At 69.8% G+C, this 12,778-nt stretch carries 10 protein-coding genes and 1 CRISPR repeat array; of the genes, 9 read left to right on the top strand and 1 reads right to left on the bottom strand.

The features are described 5' to 3' along the window. On the bottom strand, positions 1-467 hold a 467-nt coding region (locus tag ADY01_RS39880; protein ID WP_199826280.1), incomplete at its 3' end, for a helix-turn-helix domain-containing protein. A gap of 351 nt (positions 468-818) precedes the next feature. Here ADY01_RS39880 and cas6 point away from each other — a divergent pair. The 9 genes from cas6 (at position 819) to ADY01_RS23605 (ending at position 12,698) form a co-directional block, all read left to right on the top strand. Continuing rightward, positions 819-1,562 (top strand): CRISPR-associated endoribonuclease Cas6, encoded by a 744-nt coding sequence (gene cas6 / locus ADY01_RS23645; RefSeq protein WP_234320375.1) that lies wholly within the window; start codon positions 819-821, stop codon positions 1,560-1,562. Positions 1,563-1,573: 11 nt separating this feature from the next. Continuing rightward, positions 1,574-2,995, top strand: a complete 1,422-nt coding sequence (locus ADY01_RS23640; RefSeq protein WP_234320374.1) for a hypothetical protein — start codon at positions 1,574-1,576, stop codon at positions 2,993-2,995. Further along, entirely contained in the window at positions 2,995-4,053 is a 1,059-nt protein-coding gene (gene cas7i, locus ADY01_RS23635) for a type I-B CRISPR-associated protein Cas7/Cst2/DevR (protein ID WP_049577321.1), read from the top strand. Before ADY01_RS23640 ends, cas7i begins: the two co-directional genes overlap by 1 nt. Before the next feature lie 5 nt (positions 4,054-4,058). Next, the gene (cas5, locus tag ADY01_RS23630) at positions 4,059-4,784 is read left to right on the top strand and encodes a CRISPR-associated protein Cas5 (protein WP_234320373.1); all 726 of its coding nucleotides are present in this window, start codon (positions 4,059-4,061) and stop codon (positions 4,782-4,784) included. Beyond that, positions 4,766-7,222, top strand: coding sequence for a CRISPR-associated helicase/endonuclease Cas3 (locus ADY01_RS23625; protein ID WP_049577316.1), 2,457 nt, complete (start codon positions 4,766-4,768; stop codon positions 7,220-7,222). Before cas5 ends, ADY01_RS23625 begins: the two co-directional genes overlap by 19 nt. Next, positions 7,219-7,740, top strand: coding sequence for a CRISPR-associated protein Cas4 (locus tag ADY01_RS23620; RefSeq protein WP_049577312.1), 522 nt, complete (start codon positions 7,219-7,221; stop codon positions 7,738-7,740). Before ADY01_RS23625 ends, ADY01_RS23620 begins: the two co-directional genes overlap by 4 nt. Continuing rightward, a complete protein-coding gene (gene cas1b, locus ADY01_RS23615) occupies positions 7,740-8,720 on the top strand; it encodes a type I-B CRISPR-associated endonuclease Cas1b (RefSeq protein WP_049577309.1) in 981 nt (326 codons plus the stop codon). The genes ADY01_RS23620 and cas1b overlap by 1 nt, the downstream gene beginning before the upstream one ends. Further along, positions 8,714-8,989 carry a CRISPR-associated endonuclease Cas2 gene (locus ADY01_RS23610; RefSeq protein WP_234320372.1) on the top strand — a complete coding sequence of 92 codons (276 nt, stop codon included), beginning with the start codon at positions 8,714-8,716 and terminating at the stop codon, positions 8,987-8,989. Before cas1b ends, ADY01_RS23610 begins: the two co-directional genes overlap by 7 nt. Positions 8,990-9,097: 108 nt before the next feature. Further along, positions 9,098-10,509: a CRISPR direct-repeat array (repeat unit 29 nt; unit sequence GCCGTCATCACCCCTGGAGGGTTCGCAAC). A gap of 965 nt (positions 10,510-11,474) precedes the next feature. Next, positions 11,475-12,698: an AAA family ATPase gene (locus tag ADY01_RS23605; protein WP_420715740.1), complete on the top strand. Its 1,224-nt coding sequence runs from the start codon at positions 11,475-11,477 to the stop codon at positions 12,696-12,698. The last annotated feature ends 80 nt before the right edge of the window (positions 12,699-12,778 follow it).

The raw sequence follows: 12,778 nt of genomic DNA, 5'->3' as shown, positions 1-12,778 counted from the left end.
TCCAGCCGTGACTCCACGAACCGGCGCCGCCAGCGACTCACCGTGGACACCGACGTTCCCAAGGTCGCGGCGACGCGCTTGTTCGACGTGTCCTCGGCGCACGCCAGCACGATCCGCGACCGCAGTGCCAGGGCCTGTGAGGTCTTCGCCCGGCGCGCCCAACGCGTCAGCTGTTCCCGTTCGATGTCGGTCAGGACCAAACCGGCCTTCGGACGTCCCGGCCGCCCGGCGTCCACCAGACCCTCCACCCGCAAGTCCGCGAATCGCTTGCGCCACTTGCCCACCGTCATCGCCGACACGCCCAGATCAGCGGCAACCCGCGCGTACACCACATCCGGCTCCGCACACCGCAACACGATCCGCGCCCGCACAGCCAACCTCGACGAGCCCTGCGACCAGCGAACCAACTGGTCACGCTCGTCCGGACTCAACACGAACTCACCGGCAGACCGCCCCGAAAACGACATCCCACAACCCTAACAACTTAGGACCAAGATTTCCGGCGCAGGACACTAGGGGTGATGAGGAACCCGAGGGTAAAGCTGCTGGTCGGGGAGGTGGTGGGATGGGTTCCCCGGGGTGTTTTTGCAGCGGTCCGGCGGTTGTGTATCTCCACAGGTCAGAGGGCTGCGGCTTGTGGTGGGCGCCGTGGGTTGTCAGTGGTGCCCGCTAGCTTACGGCTCACGACCTCCGTGGCTCTCAGGTCCCGGCTGTTCGTACGGGACGGCACTCTTTGCCACAGTTTCTTACATTTTCGAGGTATTTAATCATTTAGGTCCGCCGCACTGTCGGACTCCGCTACGGTCTGAGCACTGGCCGTGACGCGCGGCTGGCAGTGTGTGATCGTTCTTCGTGAAGATTGGGGTGGTATGCGAGTCAGGGTGGACGTGTCGGCGAGCGCGCCGAGTCTGCGGTGGGAGGACGTGCACGGGCCCGCGCGTGCTGTGGTGTACGGGCTGCTGGGCAGCCAGGACGCGGGTTTGGCGAAGTCGCTGCACGATGACGGGTGGAAGGGGCATGGTCTGCGCCCGTTGGGGGTGACGAGTCCGCAGTTCAAGGGGGCGCCTCGGAAGAGTGGTGTGTATACGACGTCGCCGGAGGGGTCGGTGTGGTTCGGGTCGCCGGTTCCGGAGATCGCGGCGGTGCTCGTGAGGGCGCTGGCTTCGAGGTCCGAGATCGTGTGGGGGGCCGCCCGTCTGAGGGTGCGGGGTTTCACTCTCGACGTCGCCGAACCGGCCGCGGGGGGCGACCAGATGGTGCTCGAAACGGCCACGCCCGTGATCGTCAAGCGTGAGAGCCGGTATCTGTTGCCGGGAGAGCCGTTCTTCGAGGAGCGGCTGCTGCACAATCTCGCGCACAAGGCGGACGTCCTCGGCCTTCCGGCGCCGTCGGGGGTGCGGGTGCTGGAGGCGGGGCCGCGCAGGCGCTTCACCGTTCGGGGGGCTCCGAGGATCGGCGCGCAGGTCCGCGTTGCCCTGGACGCGGATCCGCGTTTGGTCGACGCCTTGCGGTCGTGGGGTCTGGGGCTGGATACGGTCCAGGGTTTCGGATGGGTCCGGTGAGTGCGTCTGCTGTGGCTGCTGCCGTGCTGCCGTTGACGAGTCATCCGCTTCAGCGCGCGGGGGCCTGGGCGGTGACGGTGCTGGCGGGGTGTGAGAGGCCGGGCGAAGTCGCGGTCACCGATCTGGACGCCGTGGCCTCCCGTCTGGTGGATGACGTGTGTGCAGCAGCTGTGGCCGAGAAGGATGACGGGGTCTACGACTGGTGGAAGGTCCTGTTCGCGCTGTATCCGAACGCCAAGGCGACGCACAGCAAGAGGACGCGGGACCGCGCGGTCATGGAGCCGGCGATCGCGGCCCTGTTCATCCCCGATGACGTCGACGCCGCGTCGGCCTATCCCTGCACGTTCTGCGGGACGCCGACGCCCGTGGTGTGGACGAAGTCGAACCTGCCGATGTTCGACACGAGCAAGGCGTTGAACACGCTGCCTCCAGGTGTCCTGGGCTGGCCGGTGTGCCGTGGGTGCCGGGTGGCGGTCTGGGCGTTGCCGTATGGGGCGTGGGTGACGGCGGGGTCGGCCGGTGTGCTGTCGTGTGAGAGCGAGGCGGCGGAGCGCGCGTTCGCTGCTCGTAATGTCGCGCGGGCGCGGCGGGTGATGCAGCTGGGGTTCTCGGGGCTGCCGGCCACGGCTCGGCCGGAGTTGGTGGCGGTCCGGGCTTTGATGGCGGTGCGCGAGGAGTTGTCCGCGACGACGCTGTGGACGTTCAAGAACGACAACCAGGAGCCGTGGCTGCGGGTGACCGCCACCCGCCGGGCACTTCCTCGATTCCTGGCGGTGGTGAGTGGCAACGCCCCGCTGCGCAGGGGATGGCGGCTGCTGGAGATGGCGCTGACCCGGCGGGACAAGGACGGTGCCGTGACGGCGAGCGGTGCGGTGGAGGCCGCGCGGCTGCTCTTCGAGGCCGAGGACGGCCGGAGCCGTTCGCTGCTGGGGGAGTTGCATCACCTTTTGACGCAGGACACCGGTCGGTCGTGGAGTGCGCGGGATGTCTCCGATCTGACGCGGCTGGCCTTTACCTATGCCAAGGAGATTCTGGGTATGGAGCCCGATCCGACGCCCGTGGCGACGGTGATCGCCGACTGGATCCAGCATGGTTCGGGTAGTCCCCGGGGGCGGCTGGCGGAGTACCGGAGCGTCGCGTTGAGCGACTACAAGCTCGGCACGCTGCTGATCCAGGCCCACTTCCGCCTTGTCCTCGACGGCCGCTCGGCGGCGGCGGGGCCGGCTGACTGGGCGCCCTTGATCAGCCAGCGCCCCCGCGCCTGGGAGCAGCGCATGCTGCTGTCCGCCCGGGTGCTGGAACTGCTCCAGCAGCGTGGGGTCGCCGTGAACGCTCCTCCGGCGGACGAGGAGGAGCGCAAGAGGCAGGAGTGGCTGCTGGAGCAGCCGGTGCTCCGTGACGAGGATGACGACTACGACATGGGAGCGTCCTGATGGCGTACCTGGCGGGCAAGATGGTGCTTTCCGTGCGGGCGAGCGCGCCCAACAACGGCAAGGGGGAGGCGACGACGGGGCGGGTGAAGAGCGCGCGGATCCGCGGCGCGCGTTACCCCTATGTCTCGGCGCAGGCCGTGCGGCGCTGGGCGCGGGACAGCCTGGTCGAGTTGGGTGCGGTGCCGTCCCCGGTCACGCGGGTGGGCAAGGCGCAGAACAAGGCGCAGAAGGCGAACACCGCCGCGGATCCCGTGCGCTACGCGGACGACGACCTCTTCGGCTATATGAAGGCCGGCGCGAACAAGGACGGTGCGGCCACCACGCTGCGGGACAGCCCGTTCATGCTGGGGACGCTCATGTCGGTGGAGCCCGCCTTCCCGACGGAGGACTTCGGCGTGATGGCCCGGGGGGTGTCCGAACCGGTGCTGCACGGTCATGAGTTCTACACCGCGGACCTGGCCGCGCCGTTTCTGCTGGACGTGCCGCGGGTCGGCACCTTCACCCTCCCCGACGGCGGCGGTGTCGGCAGGCCGAACTACCTCAGCCAGGAGCAGGCGCTCCAGGTCGCCGAAGCGGCTGCCGCCGGTGCCACCACCGTCACCTTCCGGGACCAGGCGGCCGTGCGGCTGCCCATCGCAGAGCGCCGGGCGCGCACGGCGCTGCTGCTGGAGGCGCTGGCGCAACTGAGCGGCGGGGCGAAGCAGGCGCTGCACTACGGCGACCGCGTTCCGGACCTGATCGTTCTGGTTCCGTTCAAGGGCGGCATCAACCCTCTGGCCCACGTCATCGACGGCGAGCCGGGCACCGGGCTGCGCGTGCGCGGCGACGTGCTGCTGGAGGAACTGCGCGCCTGGGAGGGGGAGTGGGAGGCGCCGGTACGGATCGGCTGGCGTCCCGGCTTCGGCGACGCGCAGCGGGAGGACTTCGAGAAGCTGTGCGCTGGCGTGATCGCGGAGGAGCAGGTCGTCATCGGCCACCCCAGGACGATCCTGCGCGGCCTGGCCGGTGAACTCCGCGAGGGCCGGCACGACGCCTGGTTCGACGACCCCGCCCGGTGATGGGGATGCCGAACGAGCCGGTCCCGGCGTGGCGGGCGGAGTTCTACGCACCCGTCGCGTCGTTCCGCGACCCCCTCTTCCCCGGGGTGAGCCGCTGCCTTCCGCTGCCGCCCCCCTCCACGGTCCGCGGGCTGCTGGCCGCAGCCACCGGCAGGCCCGCCGAGGATCTCCCGCTGGGCATCGCAGCCTGGTCGGAGGGCAGCGGCGTGGACGCGGAGACCTTCCACCCGATCGCGGCGGACGGTTCCAACCCGGCGGTCGCCGGCCGGGTGCGCGCGGTCAAGGGCGGCATGACGATCCGCGATCGCCCCTTCCTGGCCGATGTCCACCTGTCGGTGTGGCTGCCGGGCGCGGACGGCGAGCGCGTCGCCACGGCGCTGCGACGGCCGCGTTGGCCCCTGCGCCTTGGCCGTTCCCAGGACATCGTGCACCTCACCACGCTGCGCCCGGTCGAGTTGATGCCCGCCGCCGAGGCGGTCGTGGGGCATGCGCTGGCGCCGCGAGGTGGGCACGATGTCGGTGAGGCGTTCTGCCACCGCATGGCGGCCAGCATCTCCGCCGATCGTTTGACCACCGCGTGGACGGACTACCTGTGGTGCGATGTCCCGCCCGGTCGGCGGCCGGTGCGCGGTGCCTTTCGGCAGACGACGCAGGCAGGGCAGGCGAGGCAGACAACGCGGGCGGCGGACGGCGGTTGGGAGGGCCAGGCCGTATGGCTGCTGAGTCCGTGACCGGCACGGTCCGGCCACCGGCCGGTGGAGCTCGGCCGCGAACGCTCGCTGACACCCGTGCCAAGTCAAGGCCGTTCGAGGATCCGGAGCGTCTGACGACGCACTCGCGCATCGTCCACGACACGGTCGCGGAGATCGAGGGACGGGTGGCCCACGCGGGACTGATCGCCGCGGCCCCCTCCTTCTGGTCCTGGGTCCGTCGCGCCGCGATCCTTCATGACACCGGAAAGGTCGCCGAGGGCTTTCAGCGGCAACTGCCACCCGGCGGGCCGCCCTGGGGTGAGCGGCACGAAGTCCTGTCGCTGGCCTATGTCGACCTGCTGGCCGAGGCCGCCGGTTGGAGCGACGCGGACCGGTTGATGATCGGTACCCTCGTCGCCAGCCACCACCGGTCGCTGCACTCCGCCTCCGGGTACTCCGCCGGGAAGCCCAGCCTGTCGGAGCTGTACAACCAGCACACCCGGTGGGACGAGGCGTTCACCCTCACCCCAGGGCCGGAAGGGCCCCAGGTGCAGGTCCCGCGGAGCGTCCACCGTGAACTCCTGGCCTGGCTCGCGGGAGCCCTCACCACGGACCCGCCGCCGCAGACACCGGGCGCCCCCACCCTGGCCGAACGCGCCGGCCGATTCCTCCATCACCTCCTGGAGAACTGGCGCCGGCCGGTCAAGCCCGACCACGGCCTGCTCGCCGTCCTGGCCCAGGGGGCGCTGACCCTCGCCGATCATGCGGGCTCGGCCCACGTTCCGTTGCAGACCCATATGCCGCTGGACACCGACTACTTCGCTCGCCTCCCCTACCGGCCCTACCCCCACCAGGGGCAGGCTGCGGGCACCGACGGGCATCTGATCCTGATGGCCCCGACCGGAAGCGGCAAGACGGAGAGCGGCCTGGCCTGGGCCGCCCGCCAGCTGGCCACCATGCGCGGGCGGCCACGCCTGGTGTGGACGCTGCCCTACCGCGCCTCGCTCAACGCCGCACGCCTCCGCCTCCAGCGCGACCTGGTCCCGGCTTCCGGCGACAGAGCACCGGACATCGGGCTTCTGCACGGCACCGTCGCCCACACCCTCCTCACCCAGGCGGTGGAGGACGACTGCGGACCCGACCAGGGAGAACCAACAGCGGCCCACGCCCGCCAGGCCCGCGCGCGAGCCGGGGCCATGCGCCTGTTCACCCAACGCCTCCGCGTCGCCACCCCGCACCAGCTGCTGCGCGCGGCCATCGCCGGACCCGCCTACTCCTCCGTCCTGCTGGAACAGGCCAACTCGCTGTTCGTCCTCGACGAGCTGCACGCCTACGAGCCCGAGACGTTCGGCCGCCTGTGCGCCGCGATGGGGCTGTGGGAGCGGCTGGGCAGCCGAGTCGCCGTTCTCTCCGCCACCCTGGCCCCTCCTATGACCAGGCTCATCGACGAAAGCCTCGCCCAGCAGGTCACCAGCCACCGCGCGCCACCGGGCACCAGCCCTGTCCGGCACCGGCTCGTCCTGGACGAAGAACCGCTCGACTCACCCGGGAGCCTGAGCCGCGTGCGCGACTGGCTGGCCGAGGACCACAGCGTCCTGGCCGTCGTCAACAGGGTCGCCGTAGCCCAGCAGCTCTACGCCGAGCTCGCGGACGACGCCCGCAAAAGCCGCCCGGACGACCCGCATGCCGCGCTCCTGCTCCACTCGCGCTTCAAGAACCGCGACCGCGACGCCATCGAGAAGAACCTGCTGCGCCGCCACCCCGAACGCAGGCACGGCGAAACGGACCGACGCGGCGGGCTCGTCGTGGCCACCCAGACCGTCGAGGTCTCCCTCCAGCTCGACTTCGACCGCGCGGCCGTCGAGTGCGCACCCGTCGAAGCCGTCGCCCAACGCGCGGGCCGCGTCAACCGCCGCGGCCTGCACCCCGAGGGGCCCGTCGAGTTCCGCGTCCACCGCGCCACCGCGGACCTTCCCTACGACGCCGGCGCGATGGCCGCCGCCTGGCAGGCGCTGACGGACCTCGTCAACGACGGCGCGGACACGCTCAGCGAAGAGGACATCGACCGCCTCCTCGCCGCCGCCTACGACAGCCCCTGGGGAGTGGCGTGGGCCGAGGCCGCCCGACGCGCCCGCGACGAGTTCACCGCCGGCTTCCTCACCTTCACCGACCCCTTCCACGACCGCAGCGAGTTCGCCGACCGGCTCAACGAGACGTTCGACAGCGTCGATGTCCTGCACCACGAGGACGTGAACGAATACCGGCTGCGTACCACGGGAAAGCGAGGCGACCCCCTGCTCGCCGCCGGACTCCTCATCCCCCTGCGCCATCACCAGCTGAGGACCTACGGCGCCCAGTGGGACCGCGCCCTCCGCGTCCACGTCATCCACCTGGGCACCTACGCCGCCGACACCGGTCTCACACCGCCCGCGGGCACCGGTTCGATTCCGCCCCAGGAACCGGAGACGATCCTGTGAGCGAGCCACCCCACGACCCCACCGGCGAGAGCGCCCAACTCGGCGGCGTCCACATCAAGTACCTCCACCACTGCCCCCGGCAGCTGTGGCTCTACACCCGCGGCTACCGGCCCGAGCAGCGAAGCGACCTCGTCGCGTTCGGCGAAGTCATCGACGACACCACCTACACCCGCCGCCGCGACATCGACCTCGGCGAAGCCAAGATCGACTGGGTCACCACCGGCGCCATCGTCCACGAGACCAAGTCCTCCCGCGCCCCGGCGCCGGCCCACGCCGCCCAGGTCCGCCACTACTGCCTCCTCCTGGAACGCCGAGGTGTCGCCGTCCGCGGCGGCGTCGTCCACTACCCCCTCGTCCGCCGCACCACCGACGTTCCCTGGGACGCGACAGCGCGCGCCGAGGCCGAGGCCGCCGAGACCCGTGCCCGAGCCGTCATCGCGACACCCACCGCCCCCGACCGCCTCCCTCGACCCCGGTGCCGCGGCTGCTCCTACCTCGACTACTGCTGGGGAGACTGATGCCCGCCATCGGCCGCACCTACTGGCTGACCGAACCCTGCCGCATCCGCCGCGAGGACAACAGCGTCCGCATCGAGCGCCCCGACGGCAGCCCGGTCCGCATCCCCATCACCGACATCCGCGACCTCGTCGCCTTCGACCACATCGACATCAACACCTCCGCCCTCTCGCTGCTCAGCCGAAACGGCGTGACCCTCCACGTCCTCGACCACTACGGCAACCACGCGGGCCACTTCGCGCCGTCGGAAGCCATGTCCTCGGCCAACGTCCTGCGCCGACAGGTCGAACTCACCGCCGACCCCGACCAGCGCGCGACGGTAGGTCGCGCCCTTGTCACAGCCACCGCCGAAAACTTGCGCTGGGCTCTGGACACCGACCTCCTCGATCCCGCCCTGGCCGCACTGCGCAGCGCCCTGCCCGACTGCAAGGACAGCGACGCGATCATGGGCCAGGAAGGCAACTACCGACGCACCGGTTGGGCCGTGGTGGACACCCAGCTCCCCACCTGGCTCCGACTCGACGGACGCACCCGACGCCCACCCACCAACGCGGGCAACGCCTTCATCAGCTACCTCAACGCACTCGTCTACGCCCGCGTCCTCACCGCCCTGCGCACCACACCGCTCCACCCGGCGATCGGCTTCCTCCACTCCGACACCGACCGCCGCCGCAACACCCTCGCCCTCGACCTCGCCGAGCCGTTCAAACCGCTCTTCGCCGAACGGCTCCTGAAGCGCGCCGCCAGCCAGAAAACGCTCAAACCGAGCGACTTCGAGACCGAGGTCGGCAGAGCCTCACTCAGCAAGAACGGCCGCAAGAAGATCGCCGCCATGATGAAGGAAGAACTGGCAACGACCGTCCACCACCGCGCCCTCAAGCGGAAGGTCAGCTACGAGGAGATCATCCACCTCGAAGCCCTCAAGCTCGTCCGCCTCTGCCTCGAAGGCACCCCCTACAAACCCTTCCGCCCCTGGTGGTGATCCACATCTTCGTCATCCTCGTCTACGACACCGCGGTGGAACGCAACCCGAAGGTCCTGAAGACCTGCCGCAAGTACCTCCACTGGACCCAGCGCAGCCACTTCCAAGGCGAGCTGACCACCGCCCAGTACCGAGCCCTGATGGCCGCCCTGAACACCACGATCGACCCCGAACACGACAGCATCGTCACCTACACCACCCGCTCCCCAGACCTCGTCGAATCCACCACCCTGGGCCTCACCCTCGGCGGCCCCGGCGAGATCCTCTGATCACCAGCACCATGCCTGACCTGCACTGATGCACTACCGCCGGACCCCTGCAAAACCCAGCCCGAGCCACCGCCCTCAGCACCCCCTGACCAGCGGCTTTACCCTCGGGCCGTCATCACCCCTGGAGGGTTCGCAACTGGAGGGGCTCGCCGACGATGTGCTCGAGGTAGCGGGGCCGTCATCACCCCTGGAGGGTTCGCAACCTGGATGCGCCCGGCGCCCGGCGACTGCCCGCGCTGGCCGTCATCACCCCTGGAGGGTTCGCAACGTGACCTATGCCGGCAATGAGGCGCACGGCATCGAGGAAGCCGTCATCACCCCTGGAGGGTTCGCAACGCCGCCCGAGCATGGTCTGGCAGCGTGGGAACGCCAAGCCGTCATCACCCCTGGAGGGTTCGCAACCCGTGATGAACGTGCCCTTCGCGGGCAGCGTCCGCGCCGTCATCACCCCTGGAGGGTTCGCAACCCGCAGCGGAGGATCCCGAGCAGCGGCGAGCCACCGGGCCGTCATCACCCCTGGAGGGTTCGCAACTTGGTCATGCGGAGCGCGTCTTGGAGTGCTCGGGCGGGCCGTCATCACCCCTGGAGGGTTCGCAACTGAGCCCGTTGGCCAGGAGCCGCAGGCATTGGAGCCGCCGTCATCACCCCTGGAGGGTTCGCAACGGGCTCAGAAGGCCCGACAGCTTGCCCTGGGCCACAAAGCCGTCATCACCCCTGGAGGGTTCGCAACCGCAGGCCCCCGCCGGTACCACTCCGGACGGGGGCCGCCGTCATCACCCCTGGAGGGTTCGCAACGTGGCGACGGCGTGGAGGCGGGCGCCGTCGTTGTCCAGGCCGTCATCACCCCTGGAGGGTTCGCAACCCGCGAACGTGCCGTGCGCGACGCCCGGCGTGAGGCCGTCATCACCCCTGGAGGGTTCGCAACGTGACAAGCTCGTACCCGGTGAGGGGGAAGAAGGTGCGGGCCGTCATCACCCCTGGAGGGTTCGCAACGCGGCCTCCGGCGGCGGGGGGAGTTGCGCGTCGTGGAGCCGTCATCACCCCTGGAGGGTTCGCAACTCCACGACCAGGACGTCGACGCCCTCCAGGCCGCGGCCGGCCGTCATCACCCCTGGAGGGTTCGCAACCGTTGCGGCCGGTCCTCATCCGGCGCGGCCTGCACGCCGTCATCACCCCTGGAGGGTTCGCAACGCAGGACGCGGACACTCAGCCGTCCGACTTCCCGCCCTCGCCGTCATCACCCCTGGAGGGTTCGCAACTGGTCAGCGCGGGCCTGTTCGAACATCAGGCTCATGCCGTCATCACCCCTGGAGGGTTCGCAACCGTGGTGGCGCCTGCACGTGGGCACCTGGGGCGGGACCCGGCCGTCATCACCCCTGGAGGGTTCGCAACCGGCGCCTGCTTGTGTTCCAAGGCATGGCAAAGCACGCCGTCATCACCCCTGGAGGGTTCACAACACCATCAGCGCGGTGCGCAGCTCCGCGGTGCCAGGCCGTCATCAGCCCTGGAGCGTTCGCCACGTGACGGCGTCTGCTACAGCGCGGCTGGCCGCCATGATGCCTGAATGGTTTGCGACGCGGCCCTTTCCAGCGAACTCCTCCGAGGTGTTGTGGTCGCCCTCAGAGACAGCAGAGCTCCGGCTTTAAGAAGCAGGATGAGGCGCCCCGAATCGACGGCAACAATATGCCGGAGTGGGTCCTCGTCAACGGCTCCAGGTGACTCATCGCTTCAGTGCAGCATCGATCACCAGTGACCAACCCCCGATCCTTTCGGAGATCCTTCCATGCCGATCGGTTCGGTGGTCCTGCTTTGATTGGGTCAGGTGCCCGGAGCGAAGGTCCTGGTCGGCGGCTTGTTTGCCGCGGGGTGCGGGGGCCGACTGTATATCGGTACAGGAACGTATCCCGATCCACCTCCGCAGCGTGCCCGGCCTCGCATCCCCGGTGCCCGTATCACGGTTGCCTGCCTACCGGTGAATTCCTCCCCCTCACTCCACTCATTTTCATTTCTCTTTGAGAATTCCTTTCTCTCGATGGCCCTTCTCGGCGTGAGGCGATGGGGATGCTGCCGCCCGCTGCGGGGTCGCGCACGCGTGCCCTCGGCCGTGTCTGACGGCCTCGCCTGGCGTGCCTGGCTAGGGGCGCGTTCGTTCGTGGCGCGCCGGTGGTGGTGGGTCAGGGGCCTGGGAATCGGTCGTGGGAGCGGCGGTCGGCGACGGGTTGCGTCGTGCCTTCCGGGATATCCCTGAATTCGCGTCGTGAATTCACGAGAATTCCAGGAATTCAGAGCCAGGATATGGCAATAGGTCGTGGGCGGGTCGAGATATATTGGTGTTGTTCCCGAAGGGGTTGGGGAAAGATCCCCGCCAGCGGGAATGGCTCGTGATTCTGGAATTCGAATGACGGGTGAAGTGTGCCCGAATGGGGATGGCTGCATTCGTATTCGAAATGCGGCGGCCATTCTCGGTAAGTGAAAGGTGTGAATGATGACCGCGACCGCAACGCCCCCCTCGCGTTCTGCCGGTACCGCGCCGCAGCCCTCCGCGACAGCGCCGAACGCCCCCGCGTCACCCATCGGTTCACCGGCCCCCTCGGGTGGGAAGGCCCGCCCGGGGGAACTGCGTGCCAAGATCGCGCAGGTTCTCGTGGGCAACACGTCGGCGACGTTCAGCGTCACGGCGCTGGCGAAGCGGCTGGGTCATTCGGGCGGGGCGATCGGTAACGCGTGCGAGACGCTGGTGTCGAGGGGCGAGGCGGAGCGGACCGGTTCCTCGCCCCGGATGTACCGGGCGACGTCGGCCACGGCCACGGCCGCCGCCGCGCGGCGCCCTGCCGGGCCGCCACCGGGACCCGCTCCCACGCCTCCGGCTCCCCGCCCGGCGCCCGCCCCCAGGCCGTCAGCATCGCGTGGACGCCCGCTGCCGGTCGTGCGCCCGAACGGGCAGAAGTATCACCCGAGGGCGCTGGCGCAGTTGCCGGACGTGGAGGCGTTGCGGCGCCTGAGGGAGGCGGGGGTTGCGGCGCTGCTGTACGGGCCGCCCGGCACGGGGAAGACGAGTTTGATCGAGGCCGCCTTCCCGGACCTGATCACGGTTGCGGGGGACGGGGACACGACGGTCGGTGACCTGATCGGTGAATACACGCAGGCCGAGGACGGCGGTTACGAGTTCGTCTACGGCCCGCTGGTCACCGCGATGCGGGAGGGCCGGGCGCTGCTGCTGGACGACGCGACCCTGATCAGTCCGAAGGTTCTGGCCGCGCTGTATCCGGCGATGGACGGGCGCAGGCAGATCCAGGTCAAGGCGCACAAAGGCGAGACGATCACGGCGATCGACGGCTTCTACGTGATCGCGGGGCACAACCCGGGGGTACACGGCGCCGTTTTGACCGAGGCGCTGGCGAGCCGGTTCTCCGTGCAGGTGCAGGTGGGATCGGACTACGACCTTGCCGCCTCGCTGAAGATCGACGGTACGGCGGTGCGGATCGCCCGGCACCTGGCGAGGACCCAGGAGGCGGGCGAGATCGGGTGGGCGCCGCAACTGCGCGAGCTGATCGCCTTCCAGAAGATCGCCGACGTGCTCGGCACAGAGGCGGCCTTCGCCAACCTGGTCGGCGTCGCCCCGCTGGAGGACCGCGACACGGTCGCCGAGATCGTCACCAAGGCGACCGGCCGCCCGGTCACGGCCCTGGCTCTGGGCCGCCAGCTCTGACGGCACCCCCGGGGGTTGCCGCCGACCCTGACGGCAACCCCCGCCGCCCCGCCCCCGCTTCCGGCACCTCGGACGACACC

Source organism: Streptomyces sp. SBT349, assembly GCF_001083795.1.
Taxonomy (GTDB): domain Bacteria; phylum Actinomycetota; class Actinomycetes; order Streptomycetales; family Streptomycetaceae; genus Streptomyces.
Note: the sequence above shows the minus strand (reverse complement) of the source record. Positions and strands in the feature narration are given on the sequence as shown.